Origin of the sequence: Pseudomonas marginalis, assembly GCF_001645105.1 — a bacterium.
GTDB lineage: Bacteria > Pseudomonadota > Gammaproteobacteria > Pseudomonadales > Pseudomonadaceae > Aquipseudomonas > Aquipseudomonas petroselini.
The window spans coordinates 1-15,035 of the sequence record NZ_LKEG01000040.1 but is presented as its reverse complement, the minus strand read 5'-3'; the positions used below and the strand labels follow the sequence as shown (position 1 = coordinate 15,035).

General features: G+C 59.9%; 16 protein-coding genes. All 16 read left to right on the top strand.

The genetic code is table 11. The features are described 5' to 3' along the window. The first annotated feature begins 28 nt into the window (after positions 1-28). The 16 genes from iscA to AO064_RS14385 all read left to right on the top strand — a co-directional run bounded on the left by iscA (position 29) and on the right by AO064_RS14385 (position 14,706). The gene (gene iscA / locus AO064_RS14460) at positions 29-352 is read left to right on the top strand and encodes an iron-sulfur cluster assembly protein IscA (protein ID WP_003209680.1); all 324 of its coding nucleotides are present in this window, start codon (positions 29-31) and stop codon (positions 350-352) included. Between the two features lie 8 nt (positions 353-360). Further along, positions 361-882, top strand: coding sequence for a co-chaperone HscB (gene hscB, locus AO064_RS14455; RefSeq protein ID WP_046035232.1), 522 nt, complete (start codon positions 361-363; stop codon positions 880-882). Between the two features lie 53 nt (positions 883-935). Beyond that, the gene (hscA, locus tag AO064_RS14450) at positions 936-2,798 is read left to right on the top strand and encodes a Fe-S protein assembly chaperone HscA (protein ID WP_046035233.1); all 1,863 of its coding nucleotides are present in this window, start codon (positions 936-938) and stop codon (positions 2,796-2,798) included. A 3-nt stretch (positions 2,799-2,801) separates the two neighbouring features. Beyond that, positions 2,802-3,143 carry an ISC system 2Fe-2S type ferredoxin gene (fdx, locus tag AO064_RS14445; protein WP_015885743.1) on the top strand — a complete coding sequence of 114 codons (342 nt, stop codon included), beginning with the start codon at positions 2,802-2,804 and terminating at the stop codon, positions 3,141-3,143. Between the two features lie 14 nt (positions 3,144-3,157). Next, a complete protein-coding gene (iscX, locus tag AO064_RS14440; protein ID WP_043205852.1) occupies positions 3,158-3,358 on the top strand; it encodes a Fe-S cluster assembly protein IscX in 201 nt (66 codons plus the stop codon). A gap of 91 nt (positions 3,359-3,449) precedes the next feature. Further along, on the top strand, positions 3,450-3,875 hold the full coding sequence (gene ndk / locus AO064_RS14435) for a nucleoside-diphosphate kinase (protein ID WP_003175956.1): 426 nt from the start codon (positions 3,450-3,452) through the stop codon (positions 3,873-3,875). 29 nt (positions 3,876-3,904) lie between these two features. Continuing rightward, positions 3,905-5,053 carry a dual-specificity RNA methyltransferase RlmN gene (gene rlmN, locus AO064_RS14430; protein ID WP_003238464.1) on the top strand — a complete coding sequence of 383 codons (1,149 nt, stop codon included), beginning with the start codon at positions 3,905-3,907 and terminating at the stop codon, positions 5,051-5,053. A gap of 12 nt (positions 5,054-5,065) precedes the next feature. After that, complete coding sequence (pilW, locus tag AO064_RS14425; protein WP_064053763.1) at positions 5,066-5,824, top strand: type IV pilus biogenesis/stability protein PilW; 759 nt, start codon at positions 5,066-5,068, stop codon at positions 5,822-5,824. Next, positions 5,824-6,810: a RodZ domain-containing protein gene (locus tag AO064_RS14420; RefSeq protein WP_064053762.1), complete on the top strand. Its 987-nt coding sequence runs from the start codon at positions 5,824-5,826 to the stop codon at positions 6,808-6,810. The genes pilW and AO064_RS14420 overlap by 1 nt, the downstream gene beginning before the upstream one ends. Positions 6,811-6,812: 2 nt before the next feature. Then, positions 6,813-7,922, top strand: coding sequence for a flavodoxin-dependent (E)-4-hydroxy-3-methylbut-2-enyl-diphosphate synthase (gene ispG / locus AO064_RS14415; protein WP_015885739.1), 1,110 nt, complete (start codon positions 6,813-6,815; stop codon positions 7,920-7,922). A gap of 21 nt (positions 7,923-7,943) precedes the next feature. Further along, positions 7,944-9,233, top strand: coding sequence for a histidine--tRNA ligase (gene hisS / locus AO064_RS14410; RefSeq protein WP_064053761.1), 1,290 nt, complete (start codon positions 7,944-7,946; stop codon positions 9,231-9,233). A gap of 41 nt (positions 9,234-9,274) precedes the next feature. Next, on the top strand, positions 9,275-9,916 hold the full coding sequence (locus tag AO064_RS14405) for a YfgM family protein (RefSeq protein WP_015885737.1): 642 nt from the start codon (positions 9,275-9,277) through the stop codon (positions 9,914-9,916). Continuing rightward, entirely contained in the window at positions 9,909-11,060 is a 1,152-nt protein-coding gene (bamB, locus tag AO064_RS14400; RefSeq protein ID WP_064053760.1) for an outer membrane protein assembly factor BamB, read from the top strand. The genes AO064_RS14405 and bamB overlap by 8 nt, the downstream gene beginning before the upstream one ends. A 134-nt stretch (positions 11,061-11,194) precedes the next feature. Then, entirely contained in the window at positions 11,195-12,664 is a 1,470-nt protein-coding gene (der, locus tag AO064_RS14395; protein WP_043205850.1) for a ribosome biogenesis GTPase Der, read from the top strand. A 114-nt stretch (positions 12,665-12,778) separates the two neighbouring features. Next, complete coding sequence (locus tag AO064_RS14390) at positions 12,779-13,927, top strand: pyridoxal phosphate-dependent aminotransferase (RefSeq protein WP_064053759.1); 1,149 nt, start codon at positions 12,779-12,781, stop codon at positions 13,925-13,927. Continuing rightward, the gene (locus AO064_RS14385; RefSeq protein WP_064053758.1) at positions 13,915-14,706 is read left to right on the top strand and encodes an amidohydrolase; all 792 of its coding nucleotides are present in this window, start codon (positions 13,915-13,917) and stop codon (positions 14,704-14,706) included. Before AO064_RS14390 ends, AO064_RS14385 begins: the two co-directional genes overlap by 13 nt. The last annotated feature ends 329 nt before the right edge of the window (positions 14,707-15,035 follow it).

Genomic DNA, 15,035 nt, shown 5'->3' with positions numbered 1-15,035 from the left:
GCATTTGGCGACGAGTAAGGAGTCAACGATGGCTATCAGCATGACAGAAGCGGCTGCGCAGCACATTCGCCGCTCCCTGAATGGGCGCGGTAAAGGTGAGGGGATTCGTCTGGGTGTTCGCACCACGGGCTGTTCCGGCCTTGCCTACGTGCTGGAGTTTGTCGACGAGGTGGTTGAAGAGGACCAGGTGTTCGAAAGTCACGGCGAGAAAGTGATCATCGACCCTAAAAGCCTGACCTACCTGGACGGCACCGAACTCGATTTCGTCAAGGAAGGGTTGAACGAAGGCTTCAAGTTCAACAACCCCAACGTACGCGGTGAATGTGGCTGCGGCGAAAGCTTCAACATCTGAGGCTATACGTGGGTACTCCTTGTCATTTCGCTTTATTCGAGCTGCAGCCGAGCTTTCGGCTGGACCTCGAGCAGCTTGCCACGCGCTACCGAGAACTGGCGCGTGGGGTGCATCCGGACCGCTTCGCTGACGCTTCCGAGCGTGAGCAACGCCTGGCGCTGGAGAAATCGGCCAGCCTCAATGAGGCCTATCAGACGCTGAAAAACCCGCCCAAACGTGCGCGCTATCTGCTCGCAATGAATGGTGGCGAGGTGCCGATTGAAGTCACGGTGCACGACCCGGACTTCCTGATGCAGCAGATGCAGTGGCGCGAAGAACTCGAAGACTTGCAGGACGAAGCCGATGTGGCGGGTGTCGCAGTCTTCAAGCGTCGTCTGAAAACGGCCCAGGATGAGCTCAACGAAAGCTTCGCAGCTTGTTGGAATGATGCAGCGCAACGCGAACAGGCCGAACGCCTGATGCGGCGCATGCAGTTCCTCGACAAGCTCACCTACGAAGTGCGCCAGCTAGAAGAGCGCCTCGACGATTAACCCAGTGTGCTGCCCGTGATGCACGCCTGATAGACAGATAAGACCTGATTACCATGGCATTACTGCAAATCGCCGAACCCGGCCAAAGCCCTCAACCGCACCAGCGTCGCCTGGCGGTGGGGATTGACCTGGGCACCACCAATTCCCTGGTTGCTGCCTTGCGCAGCGGCCTGTCCGAGCCGCTGCCCGACGCTGATGGCCAAGTGATTCTGCCGTCTGCCGTGCGTTATCACGCTGATCGCACCGAAGTGGGCGAGTCGGCCAAGTTGGCGGCCTCTGCCGATCCTTTGAACACCGTGCTGTCGGTCAAGCGCTTGATGGGTCGTGGTCTGTCCGACGTCAAGCAACTGGGCGACCAGCTGCCGTACCGCTTTGTCGGCGGTGAATCCCATATGCCGTTTATCGACACCGTCCAGGGCCCGAAAAGCCCGGTGGAAGTGTCGGCCGATATCCTCAAGGTGCTGCGCCAGCGTGCAGAAACCACCCTGGGCGGCGAATTGGTGGGGGCGGTGATCACCGTTCCGGCGTATTTCGATGACGCCCAGCGCCAGGCGACCAAGGACGCGGCGAAACTCGCCGGCCTGAACGTGTTGCGCCTGCTCAACGAGCCGACCGCTGCTGCGGTGGCTTATGGCCTGGACCAGCACGCCGAAGGCCTGGTCGCGATTTACGATCTGGGCGGCGGTACCTTTGATATTTCGATCCTGCGCCTGACCGGCGGTGTCTTTGAAGTGCTGGCCACCGGTGGTGACAGCGCCTTGGGTGGCGATGACTTCGATCACGCCATCGCGGGCTGGATCATCAGCAGTGCCGGCTTGTCGGCCGACCTGGACCCAGGCGCGCAGCGTAATCTGCTGCAAACCGCCTGTGCCGCCAAAGAAGCGCTGACGGATGCTGCAACTGTTGAAGTGTCCTATGGCACCTGGTCGGCCCAGCTGACTCGCGAAGCCTTCGATGCATTGATCGAACCGATGGTCGCTCGCAGCCTGAAAGCTTGCCGCCGTGCCGTGCGTGATTCCGGTGTTGAGCTGGAAGACGTCGGTGCCGTGGTCATGGTCGGCGGTTCCACCCGCGTTCCACGCGTTCGTGATGCCGTGGCTGAGGCCTTTGGTCGCCAGCCGCTGACTGAAATCGACCCGGATCAAGTGGTCGCCATTGGTGCCGCCATCCAGGCCGATACCTTGGCCGGTAACAAACGTGATGGTGGCGAACTGCTGTTGCTCGACGTGATTCCGCTGTCTCTGGGGCTGGAAACCATGGGTGGCTTGATGGAGAAGGTGATTCCACGCAACACCACCATCCCCGTCGCCCGCGCCCAGGATTTCACCACGTACAAAGATGGCCAGACGGCCATGATGATTCATGTGCTGCAAGGCGAGCGCGAGCTGATCAGTGACTGCCGCTCCCTGGCGCGCTTTGAATTGCGCGGCATTCCGGCGATGGTGGCCGGTGCGGCGAAGATCCGCGTGACCTACCAGGTCGACGCCGATGGCCTGCTCAGTGTCGCTGCGCGCGAATTGGCCTCGGGCGTTGAAGCCAGCATCCAGGTCAAGCCGTCCTACGGCCTCACCGACGGCGAAATCGCCAAGATGCTCAAGGATTCGTTCCAATACGCCGGTGACGACAAGGTCGCTCGCGTACTGCGTGAGCAGCAAGTCGACGCCCAGCGCCTGCTCGAAGCCGTGCAGGGTGCCCTGGATGCTGATGGCGAGCGCCTGCTGGACGCCGAAGAGCGCATGGTTATCGACCTGCAGATGCAGGAACTGGCCGAACTGATAAAAGGCACCGATGGCTACGCCATCGAGCAACAGACCAAGCGTCTGTCGCAAGTGACCGATGCCTTTGCCGCCCGCCGTATGGACCAGTCGGTAAAAGCCGCCCTGGCGGGACGCAACCTGAATGAACTCGAGGAATAATTAATGCCGCAGGTCATTTTTCTGCCACACGCCGAGCATTGCCCGGACGGTATGGTCGTGGAGGCTGAGACCGGCAAGTCCATCCTCGAAGTTGCCCATGACAACCACATCGAAATCGAAAGCGCCTGCGGCGGTGTGTGCGCCTGCACCACCTGTCATTGCGTTATTCGCGAGGGCTTCAACAGCCTCGAAGAGGCCGATGAGCTGGAAGAGGACTTTCTTGACCGTGCGTGGGGCTTGGAAGCAACTTCGCGTCTAAGCTGTCAGGCAAAGGTCGGCACTGAAGACATCACCGTCGAAATCCCGAAATATTCCCTCAACCATGCAGCCGAAGCGCCGCATTGATTCAAGGAAGTGTCATGAGTCTTAAATGGGTTGATGTGCAAGAGATCGCTATCCTGTTGGCCGACGGCAACCCGGGTCTGGATCCTTATTCCCTGAACTTTGTAGCTTTGCGTGACATGGTCATGGCGTTGCCAGGGTTTGAAGATGAGCGGGATCGTGGCGGTGAAAAGGTCCTGGAGGCCATCCAGACTGCCTGGAAAGAAGAGCAGGACTGACGCCTCCCTTACGCAGTTAGGCAATACCCAATAACCCGCGTATAATTCGCGGGTTTAATTTTTCGTAAATTACCGTTTCTGGAGTTACACCATGGCTGTTCAACGTACTTTCTCCATCATCAAGCCTGACGCTGTTGCAAAAAACGTCATCGGCGAGATCACCACTCGTTTCGAAAAAGCCGGCCTGAAGGTTGTAGCTTCGAAACTCAAGCAACTGTCCAAGGCTGAAGCTGAAGGCTTCTACGCTGAGCACAGCGCTCGTGGCTTCTTCGGCGACCTGGTTGCCTTCATGATCTCCGGTCCTGTTGTTGTTCAGGTTCTGGAAGGCGAAAACGCTATCGCTTTGAACCGCGAACTGATGGGCGCTACCAACCCTAAAGAAGCCGCTGCCGGCACCATCCGTGCTGACTTCGCTGAGTCCATCGACGCCAACGCTGTACACGGTTCGGACTCCGAAGCTGCTGCTGCTCGCGAAATCTCGTACTTCTTCGCCGCTACTGAAGTAACCGCTCGCTAAGCATCGGCTTAAAGAGTGAGGGTGAATCCATGACTACATCGACTGTTAAAACCAACCTGCTGGGTCTGACCCAGCCGGAAATGGAGAAATTCTTCGACTCAATCGGGGAGAAGCGTTTCCGTGCCGGTCAGGTAATGAAGTGGATTCACCACTTTGGCGTCGACGATTTCGACGCCATGACGAACGTCAGCAAGGCCCTGCGCGACAAGCTCAAGGCCATTGCTGAGGTCCGTGGTCCTGAAGTGGTCAGCGAGGACATCTCCAGCGATGGCACCCGTAAGTGGGTGGTGCGCGTGGCGTCCGGCAGCTGCGTCGAGACCGTCTACATTCCTCAGGGCAAGCGCGGTACTTTGTGCGTTTCGTCCCAGGCAGGCTGTGCCCTGGACTGCAGTTTCTGCTCCACCGGCAAGCAAGGCTTCAATAGCAACCTCACCGCCGCCGAAGTCATCGGCCAAGTGTGGATTGCCAACAAATCCTTTGGCAGCGTCCCGGCGACCGTCGACCGTGCCATCACCAACGTGGTGATGATGGGCATGGGTGAGCCGCTGCTGAACTTCGACAACGTGATTGCGGCCATGCACCTGATGATGGACGACCTGGGCTACGGCATCTCCAAGCGCCGTGTGACCCTGTCGACCTCCGGCGTGGTACCGATGATCGATGAGCTGGCCAAGCACATCGACGTCTCCCTGGCGTTGTCGCTGCACGCACCCAATGACGCATTGCGTAACCAATTGGTGCCGATTAACAAGAAGTATCCGCTTAAGATGCTGCTCGAATCTTGCCAGCGTTATATGGCGACCTTGGGTGAGAAACGCGTGCTGACCATTGAGTACACCATGCTCAAGGACATCAACGACAAGGTCGAACACGCGGTCGAGATGATCGAGTTGCTCAAGAACACCCCGTGCAAGATCAACCTGATTCCGTTTAACCCGTTTCCACATTCTGGCTACGAGCGGCCGAGCAACAACGCTATCCGCCGTTTCCAGGATCAACTGCACCAGGCCGGCTACAACGTCACCGTACGCACCACCCGTGGTGAAGACATCGACGCGGCCTGTGGCCAATTGGTAGGGCAGGTGATGGACCGCACCCGCCGCAGCGAGCGTTATATCGCCGTGCGTGAATTGAACGCCGCCGACGATCTGCCGCAAATTGCTGTGAATCGAATCTGAGAGAGGATCTCTATGCCCTTGCGCCTTGCGCTGCTGTTGCTTGTTACCGGCCTTGCGGCCGGTTGTGTTTCATCGGGTCATGACAGCCCTTTGCAAACCGGTAAAGGCCGTGATGAGGCGCGAGTTGCCTATGTGCAACTGGGCTTGGGTTACCTTCGGCAAGGCATGAGCGAGCAGGCCAAGGTACCGCTGAAAAAGGCCCTTGAGCTGGACAGCAACGATGCCGACGCCAATGCCGCATTGGCCCTGGTGTTCCAGGCCCAGGCCGAGCCTGAGCTGGCCGAACAGTATTTTCACAAGGCCCTGGCCTCCCGTCCTGCCGACCCGCGGCTGCTGAACAATTACGGCAGCTTCCTGTTCGAGCAAAAACGGTATGACCAGGCCGCCCTTTATTTCCAGCAAGCCAGCGCCGATACCCTCTATCCTGAGCGCTCTCGGGTGTTCGAGAACCTTGGGGTGACCTCGATGCGCCTCGGCCAGCGCGACAGCGCCCGCCGACAGCTGGAAAAAGCCCTGCACTTGAACGGTCGCCAGCCTCGCGCATTGCTCGAAATGGCTGAGTTGTCCTACGAAGACAGGCATTATGTGCCGGCACGTGACTATTACGAGCGTTTTAGCCTGCTCAGTGGGCAAAATGCACGTAGTCTATTGCTCGGTGTGCGCCTGGCGACGGTTCATGAAGAACGCGACACGGCCGCACGTTTTGGCCAGCAACTCGAACGACTCTATCCCGGTACGCCGGAATATCAGCAATACCTGTCGGAGCAATGATGAAAGCGGCGCACCCGGAAGTTGTAGCAGCTAATCGCGTAAACCCAGGCGACACCTTGCGTCAGGCCCGCGAAAGCAATGGTTGGTCGCTGGCGGAAGTGGCCCTCAAGCTCAATTTGACCACCACGTCCCTTGGCAACCTGGAAGCCGGCGCGTTCGATAAGCTGCCTGGGCATACCTTCGCCCGCGGCTATATCCGCGCCTACGCCAAGTTGCTGGGCATTGACCAGACCGTGCTGGTCCAGGAGTTCGACCAGTTCACCGGTACCGACTCCCAGGGCAGTAATGTCCATGGCCTGGGTCGTATTGAAGAACCAGTACGGGTTTCCCACACGATTTTGCGAATTGTCAGCCTGTTGCTGCTGATCGCGGTCATTGGCGGTGGCTTTGTCTGGTGGCAAGACCAGGCCTCCCAGCGCACCAAGGACCTGACCAGTAACGCCATGGAGCACGTCGAAGTCGAAAGCGCCGACGGCACCACGCAGATTCATCCGCTGGACGAGCCGGAAGACCAGGCGGTTGTCGAAGGTCAGGCCGCACCTGAAGCGCCGCTTGCTACCGAGCAGCCAGCGCCGGAAACAGCCGCTTCCGCCAGCGCCCCTACGACCCCGGCTGCACCCGCACAAACACCGGCTGCCCCGGTTGCCCAAGCGCATACACCGGCCGCTCCCGTGCAGGCGCCTGCGACTGCCGCGCCAAGCGCGCCGGCCATTTCGCCACCCACCACCCCTGCGTTGATCGCCGGTGATGGGCGCGTGCAGATTACCTTCGTCGCTGACTGCTGGACGCAAGTCACCGATGGCAACGGCAAAGTGCTGGCCAGTGGCCTTAAGCGTAAGGGAGATACGCTCGACCTGGGCGGCAAGCCTCCTTTGACGCTGCGTCTGGGCTTTGCCCGTGGTGCGCAAGTGGCCTACAACGGCCAGCCTGTGGACGTGGCGCCGTTCACCACCGGCGAGACCGCTCGCCTGAAGTTGGGACAATAGTCATGCACGGCGAATCTCCAATCAAACGTCGCGTATCGCGCAAGATCTGGGTCGGCTCGGTGCCGGTGGGTGGCGATGCCCCCATCGCGGTACAGAGCATGACCAACAGCGACACCAATGACGTCGCCGCTACGGTCGCCCAGATCAACCGTCTGGAAGCCGCCGGCGTAGACATCGTGCGGGTGTCTGTACCGGACATGGACGCTGCCGAAGCCTTCGGTCGCATCAAGCAACTGGTCAAGGTGCCGTTGGTGGCCGACATTCACTTCGACTACAAGATCGCTCTGCGCGTAGCCGAACTGGGTGTGGACTGCCTGCGTATCAACCCGGGCAACATCGGTCGCGAAGACCGTGTGCGCGCCGTGGTGGATGCAGCCCGTGATCGCGGCATTCCAATCCGTATCGGCGTCAACGCCGGTTCGCTGGAAAAAGACCTGCAAAAGAAATACGGCGAGCCTACCCCGGCGGCGCTGGTTGAATCGGCATTGCGCCACGTTGAACACCTTGAACGCCTGAATTTCCAGGACTTCAAGGTCAGCGTAAAGGCCTCCGATGTGTTCATGGCGGTAGAAGCCTACCGCCTGCTGGCCAAGGAAATCGTGCAGCCGTTGCACCTGGGTATCACTGAAGCGGGTGGTTTACGCTCAGGCACAGTGAAATCTGCGGTGGGTCTCGGTATGCTGCTCGCCGAAGGGATTGGCGATACTATCCGCATCTCCCTGGCGGCAGACCCGGTAGAGGAAGTGAAGGTCGGTTACGACATTCTCAAATCCCTGCATTTGCGTTCCCGTGGCATCAACTTCATTGCCTGCCCGAGCTGCTCGCGGCAGAACTTCGACGTGGTGAAAACCATGAACGAACTGGAAGTCCGCCTCGAAGACCTGCTGGTGCCGTTGGATGTTGCAGTGATCGGTTGCGTGGTCAACGGGCCGGGCGAAGCCAAAGAGGCTCACGTAGGCCTGACCGGCGGCACACCGAACCTGATTTACATCGACGGCAAGCCGTCGCAGAAGTTGACGAATGACAATCTGGTGGATGAGCTCGAAAGGCTGATCCGCGAGAAAGCGGCCCAGAAGGTCGCGGCTGACGCAGCGCTGATCGCGCGCGGCTAAGAACGAATTTAAGGATTTGATGTGAGCAAGTCTCTGCAAGCCATTCGTGGCATGAACGACATCCTGCCGGAGCAGACGCCCCTGTGGCGCTACTTCGAGAGCACGGTCGCGCGCCTGCTGGATAACTACGGTTACAAGCAGATCCGCATGCCGATCGTCGAGTTCACCGAGCTGTTCAAACGCTCCATCGGTGAAGTGACCGACATCGTCGAAAAAGAGATGTACACCTTTGAAGACCGTAACGGCGACTCCCTGACCCTGCGTCCGGAAGGTACTGCCGCGTGCGTGCGCGCCGTGCTCGAGCATGGCCTCACCGGTGGCGGCCAGCCGCAGAAACTGTGGTACATCGGCCCGATGTTCCGCCACGAGCGCCCGCAGAAAGGTCGTTATCGCCAGTTTCACCAGATCGGCCTGGAGGTGTTCAACCTCGACGGTCCGGACATCGATGCCGAGCTGATCGTGCTGACCTGGCGCCTGTGGGGCCTGTTGGGCATCCGCGACGCGGTCAAGCTTGAACTCAACAGCCTGGGCACCAGCGAATCCCGGGGCCGCTACCGCGTTGCCCTGGTTGAGTACCTGTCCGCCCACCTGGACAAGTTGGACGAGGACAGCCAGCGCCGTCTGAAGACCAACCCGTTGCGCGTCCTCGATACCAAGAACGCCGACACCCAGGCTGTGCTGGTCAACGCGCCAAAAATGGCTGATTACCTGGACGACGAATCCCGTACGCACTTCGAGGGCCTCAAGGCTCGCCTGGATGCGGCTGGTATCCCGTACGTGATCAACCCGAAACTGGTGCGTGGCCTCGACTACTACAGCAAGACCGTGTTCGAGTGGGTCACCGACAAACTCGGCGCCCAGGGCACCGTGTGTGCCGGTGGCCGCTACGACGGCCTGGTCGAGCAGATGGGCGGCAAGCCGACCACGGGCGTAGGTTTTGCCATGGGCATCGAGCGGCTGATCCTGCTGCTCGAAACCCTGGAGCAGGTCCCGGAAGAGATCTCCCGGCAGGTGGACGTGTACCTGTGCGCCTTTGGCGAGGCGGCCGAACTGGCGGCCCTGGCCCTGAGCGAAAAAGTCCGCGACCAACTGCCGAACCTGCGCCTGCAGATCAATGCCGGCGCCGGCAGCTTCAAGAGCCAATTCAAGAAGGCCGACAAGAGCGGTGCGCTGTATGCACTGATCCTCGGCGAAGACGAACTGGCCCAGCAAGTGATAGGTTTCAAACCCCTGCGTGGCCAGGGCGAGCAACAGAACATTGCCTTTGATGCGCTCGCCGCGCACTTGGCCACCTGCGTCGTGCAGGGTTGAAGCTGTCGAACAGCCGAATTTAGCGATTAAGGAGTATTGGGGTGTCGAGTACTGATGATGAGCAACTGGCCGAGTTCAAGGACTGGTGGCAGCGTAACGGCAAGCCCCTGGTCACTGGCGGCCTGCTGGCTTTAGTGGTGGTGTTCGGCTGGCAAGCCTGGACCAAGTATCAGGCCAACCAGTCCCAAGGCGCCTCGATCCTCTATCAGCAATTGCTGGAAACCACCCTGACGCCGGACGGCAAGCCTGATCCTGCGCAGGTCGCAGACCTGGCCGGCAAGCTGAAGAACGAATTCGGCGGTAGCACCTACGCCCAATACGGCAGCCTGTTCGTCGCGAAAGTCGCGGTCGACACCGGTAAGCTGGATGACGCAGCTGCTGAACTGAAGGCCATCGCCGACAAGCCGACCAACCCGACCCTGGGTGAAATCGCACGTCAGCGCCTGGCTCAGGTACTGGCGGCACAGAACAAGGCTGACGAAGCACTCAAACTGCTCGACGGCGATGCTGACAAGGCATTTGTAGCCACTCGCGAAGAGCTCAAGGGCGACCTGTTGGTCCAATTGGGTCGTACCGACGAAGCCAATGCTGCGTACCAAAAAGCCAAGGCGGCGCTGTCTGATGAAGCGGCGGTCGGTGGCTTACAAATCAAGCTGGACGACTTGGCCAAAGGGGATGCGTGACGTGATCCGTTGGAAACATGCAGCATTGCTGGCTCTGGCCGTTCTGGCCGCGGGTTGCAGCAGCAACAGTAAAAAAGAACTGCCTCCGGCCGAGCTGACCAGCTTCAAGGAAGAAGTGATCCTGCAAAAGCAGTGGAGCCGCTCCATCGGTGACGGCCAAGGCGACACCTACAACATGTTGGTACCGGCAATCGACGGTGAAAACATTGTGGCCGCTGACGTCACCGGCGTAGTGATCTCCATGGATCGCATGAACGGCGATGTGAAGTGGAAGAAAGACCTCGAATTGCCAGTCTCCGGCGCCGTAGGCGTGGGTTACGGCATGGTCATGCTTGGCACGCTGAAAGGCGAAGTCGTGGCCCTGGATTCCAGTACCGGTGAAGAGAAATGGCGCGCTCGCGTGACCAGTGAAGTCCTCGCACCGCCTGCCACCAACGGCGATATCGTCGTGGTGCAGACCCAGGATGACCGTGTGATCGGCCTCGACGCCAGCACTGGCGAACAGCGTTGGTTGTACGACAGCACCCCGGCGGTACTGACGCTGCGCGGTACCAGTGGTCCGATTGTGACCAATAATCTGGCCGTTGCAGGCCTGTCGACCGGTAAAGTGGTCGCCCTGGATACCCAGAACGGCGTGCCGGCCTGGGAAACCCGTGTGGCCATTCCCCAAGGTCGTTCCGAGCTGGACCGCGTAGTGGACATCGACGGCGGCTTGCTGCTGTCCGGTGAAACCCTCTACGTCGCGACTTACCAGGGCCGTGTTGCGGCGCTGGACCTGCAGAGCGGCCGCGTCAACTGGCAGCGTGATGCTTCCAGCTACGCCGGTGTCGCCCAAGGCTTTGGCAGCGTCTACGTAAGCCTGGCGTCCGGCACCGTTGAAAGTGTCGACGAGCGTTCCACCACTGCACTGTGGAGCAACGATTCCCTAGCTCGCCGTCAACTGTCGGCACCGGAAGTATTCTCCAGCTATGTAGCGGTAGGTGACTTCGAAGGCTACCTGCACCTGCTGAGCCAGGTGGACGGTCGCTTCGTCGGTCGCGAGCGTATCGACAGCGACGGCCTGCGTGCCCGTCCGCTGGTGGTGGGTAACATGCTTTATGTGTTTGGCAACAGCGGCAAGCTGGAAGCCCTGACCATCAAGTAAGAACTATGCTTGGGGTAACACCCAGGCGGCCCCGCTTCGGCGGGGCATGCGGCATTTGATTATGCTGCCCCGAGCACCAGCCGCTGCCTTGCAGCGGCTTTTGTATTTTCTGAAATAACGAAGTGGAGAGCCGCATGGTTCCCGTAATCGCCCTGGTGGGCCGACCTAACGTCGGCAAGTCCACCTTGTTCAACCGCCTGACCAGGACTCGCGACGCCATCGTCGGCGACTTGTCCGGTCTGACCCGTGATCGCCAATACGGTGAGGCAAAGTGGCAAGGGCGCTCCTACATTATTGTCGACACCGGTGGTATCTCCGGTGACGAGCATGGCATGGATGAAAAGATGGCCGAGCAGTCGCTGCTGGCCATTGAAGAAGCCGATGTCGTGTTGTTCCTGGTGGACGCCCGTGCGGGCTACACCGCTGCCGACCAGATGATCGGCGAGCACCTGCGCAAGCGCAACAAGCGTTCCTATCTGGTCGCCAACAAGATCGACAACATCGATCCTGAGCAGGCCCGTGCCGAATTCAGCCCGATGGGCCTGGGCGACGCGATCCCGGTCGCCGGTGCCCACGGTCGCGGCATCACCCAGATGCTGGAAATTGCCCTCAGCACCTTCCCGAAGGATGACGATGAGGAAGAAGAGGGTGAAGAAGAGATCGTCGCTGAAGGTGAGGAAGCCAAGCGCATTCCTGGCCCGAGTGAAAAAGACGGTATCAAGATCGCCATCATCGGTCGCCCTAACGTCGGCAAGTCGACCCTGGTCAACCGCATGCTCGGTGAAGACCGGGTCATCGTCTACGACGAACCCGGCACCACCCGCGACAGTATCTACATCCCGTTCGAGCGTAACGACGAGAAGTACACGCTGATTGACACCGCCGGTGTGCGCAAGCGCGGCAAGATCCACGAGGAAGTTGAAAAGTTCTCGGTGGTCAAAACCCTGCAGGCGATCAAAGACGCCAACGTGGTGATCTTCGTGATGGACGCCCGCGAAGGCGTGGTCGACCACGACCTCAACCTGCTGGGCTTTGCCCTGGAAGCCGGTCGAGCCTTGGTCATCGCGATCAACAAGTGGGACGGCATGACGCCGAGCGAGCGCGATTTCGTCAAGATCGAGCTGCAGCGCCGACTGTTCTTTGTCGAGTTCGCCGATATTCACTTTATCTCGGCACTGCATGGTACCGGCGTGGGCAACCTCTACGCGTCCGTGCAGAATTCGTTCAAGTCCGCGGTTACCCGCTGGCCGACCAACCGCCTCACCCAGATCCTGGAAGACGCCGTTGGCGAGCACGCGCCGCCGATGGTCAACAACCGCCGGATCAAACTGCGTTACGCCCACTTGGGCGGTGCCAACCCGCCGATTATCGTGATCCACGGTAACCAGATCGAGAAGGTGCCGAAGTCCTACGTGCGTTACCTGGAAAACACCTACCGCCGTGTCTTGAAACTGGTCGGTACGCCGATCCGTATCGAGTTCAAGGGTGGCGAGAACCCGTACGAAGGCAACAAGAACACACTGACGGACCGTCAGGTGAACAAGAAGCGTCGTTTGATGACTCACCACAAGAAGGCCGACAAGAAGCGCCGCGACAAGCGCTGATTCCGACCTCGCAAAAAGGGCTCTTGATGAGCCCTTTTTTGTGCCCGCAGGTTTGTGCCTTGACCCGATGCGGCTGGCAGCTTAAAACTTGGGGCTCACCTGCAGGGGCCTCCGATGATCACCAGCAAGCTGCCGAATGTCGGCACGACGATTTTCACCACGATGTCGCAACTCGCCGCCGAAATCGGTGCGCTCAACTTGTCCCAAGGCTTCCCGGACTTCAATGGCCCTCAGGGTTTGCTGGACGCGGTCGGCAAGCATATCGCCCTCGGTCACAACCAATATGCGCCCATGACCGGCCTGCCGGTGCTGCGTCAGCAGGTGGCCGCCAAGATCGCCCGCAGTTATGGCGCCACGGTCAATGCCGACAGTGAAGTGACCATCACCCCTGGGGCCACGGAGGCGATCTTCTGCGCAATTCAAGCGGTGATTCGTCATGGCGATGAGGTCATCGTGTTCGACCCGTGCTACGACAGCTACGAGCCCTCGGTCGAGCTGGCCGGTGGCCGTTGCGTGCACGTGCAACTGAGCCTGGATGGCTTTGCCCTCGACTTCGAGAAGATCCAGGCGGCGCTGTCGCCGCGTACGCGCATGATCATCCTCAACACACCGCACAACCCCACTGGCGCGCTGATCAGTCGCGCCGAGCTTGATCTGTTAGCGGCATTGATCCGCGAGCGCGATATCTACCTGGTCAGCGACGAGGTTTACGAGCACTTGGTATTCGACGGCGTGCCCCACGTCAGCGTACTGGCCCACGAGGAGCTTTATCAGCGTGCCTTCGTGGTCAGTTCCTTCGGCAAGACCTACCACGTCACCGGCTGGAAAACCGGCTACGTCGTCGCGCCACCGGCCCTGACAGCCGAACTGCGTAAGGTGCACCAATACGTCAACTTTTGCGGCGTCACCCCGTTGCAGTACGCGTTGGCCGACTTCATGGCCGCACATCCGGAGCATGTCGAGGAGCTGCCGGCTTTTTACCAAGCCAAGCGCGACCTGTTCTGCGACTTGCTGGCGCCATCGCGTTTCAGCTTTACCCGCGTCACCGGCACCTACTTCCAACTGGTGGATTACTCACAGATCCGTCCGGACTTGGACGACGTCGCCATGTCGCTGTGGATGACACGTGAACACGGCGTGGCCACCATCCCGGTCTCGGTGTTCTACCAGAACCCACCCCAAGGCCAGCGTCTGGTGCGTCTGTGCTTTGCCAAACGCGAGGAAACGCTGCAACAAGCAGCCGAAAAACTATGCGTGATCTGAATGCGTTGCCGAACCTGAACATCGCCCTGGTCCAGACCACTCTGGCCTGGCACGACCGCCAGGCTAACCTTGAGCACTTCGAATTGTTGCTGGAGCAAGCCAAAGGCGCTGACCTGATCGTGCTGCCAGAGATGTTCACCACCGGTTTTTCCATGGAATCCGAGGCCCTCGCCGAGCCTGAAAACGGTCCGACCCATCGCTGGTTAAAAGCCCAAGCAGCCAAGTACAACGCGGTCATCACCGGCAGTGTGATAATCCAGGCCGCCGACGGCAGCCACCGCAACCGCCTGCTGTGGGCGCGGCCGGATGGCGAGGTGCTGCATTACGACAAGCGCCACCTGTTCCGCATGGCCGGCGAGCACGACCATTACACCCCCGGCGAGCGCCAGGTGCAGTTCGAATTGAAGGGCTGGCGCATTCGGCCGTTGATTTGCTACGACCTGCGTTTCCCGGTGTGGAGCCGCGATGCCCAGGACACTGACTTGCTGCTGTACACCGCCAACTGGCCCGGAGCGCGGCGCTCGCACTGGAACCGCCTGCTGCCGGCGCGGGCCATCGAGAACCTGTGCTACGTGGCGGCGGTGAATCGGGTGGGGACGGACGGGAAGGGGTTTGCCTACACCGGGGACAGTCAGGTGTTGGACTTCCAGGGTGAGACCTTGCTGAGTGCGGGGGAGGCGGATGGGGTGTTCCAGGTGAACCTGGATGCGGCGGAATTGGCGGCGTATCGCACGCGGTTTCCGGCGAACCTGGATGCCGATACTTTCCAGTTTGTCTGACAGACCGCTATCGGGGGCAAGCCCTAATGCCAGTCAGTTAAGAAGCAGCAAGAGCGAACAGTAACCTGTGGCGAGGGAGCTTGCTCCCGCTGGACTGCGCAGCAGTCCCAGTCTTTTGAAACAAAGAGCTGGGGCCGCTTCGCGACTCAGCGGGAGCAAGCTCCCTCGCCACAGGTACGGTGCTCACCCTTAACTGACGGGCATTAGGGCAAGCCCCCTTCCACACGTTGATCTGTGAATACATTCAAAATGTGGGAGGGGGCTTGAACTGGCCTAATGATTTTGGACACTTCAATCGGGCGCTATGATAGCGCTCAAATCTGAGGTGT

What these genes read in the sequence shown, in the direction of transcription:
- rlmN (WP_003238464.1), top strand. Translation starts at nt 3,905, where the DNA reads ATGACTACATCGACTGTTAAAACCAACCTGCTGGGTCTGACCCAGCCG.
- AO064_RS14420 (WP_064053762.1), top strand. Translation starts at nt 5,824, where the DNA reads ATGAAAGCGGCGCACCCGGAAGTTGTAGCAGCTAATCGCGTAAACCCA.
- fdx (WP_015885743.1), top strand. Translation starts at nt 2,802, where the DNA reads ATGCCGCAGGTCATTTTTCTGCCACACGCCGAGCATTGCCCGGACGGT.
- iscA (WP_003209680.1), top strand. Translation starts at nt 29, where the DNA reads ATGGCTATCAGCATGACAGAAGCGGCTGCGCAGCACATTCGCCGCTCC.
- pilW (WP_064053763.1), top strand. Translation starts at nt 5,066, where the DNA reads ATGCCCTTGCGCCTTGCGCTGCTGTTGCTTGTTACCGGCCTTGCGGCC.
- iscX (WP_043205852.1), top strand. Translation starts at nt 3,158, where the DNA reads ATGAGTCTTAAATGGGTTGATGTGCAAGAGATCGCTATCCTGTTGGCC.
- AO064_RS14385 (WP_064053758.1), top strand. Translation starts at nt 13,915, where the DNA reads ATGCGTGATCTGAATGCGTTGCCGAACCTGAACATCGCCCTGGTCCAG.
- ispG (WP_015885739.1), top strand. Translation starts at nt 6,813, where the DNA reads ATGCACGGCGAATCTCCAATCAAACGTCGCGTATCGCGCAAGATCTGG.
- AO064_RS14390 (WP_064053759.1), top strand. Translation starts at nt 12,779, where the DNA reads ATGATCACCAGCAAGCTGCCGAATGTCGGCACGACGATTTTCACCACG.
- bamB (WP_064053760.1), top strand. Translation starts at nt 9,909, where the DNA reads ATGCGTGACGTGATCCGTTGGAAACATGCAGCATTGCTGGCTCTGGCC.
- der (WP_043205850.1), top strand. Translation starts at nt 11,195, where the DNA reads ATGGTTCCCGTAATCGCCCTGGTGGGCCGACCTAACGTCGGCAAGTCC.
- hscA (WP_046035233.1), top strand. Translation starts at nt 936, where the DNA reads ATGGCATTACTGCAAATCGCCGAACCCGGCCAAAGCCCTCAACCGCAC.
- ndk (WP_003175956.1), top strand. Translation starts at nt 3,450, where the DNA reads ATGGCTGTTCAACGTACTTTCTCCATCATCAAGCCTGACGCTGTTGCA.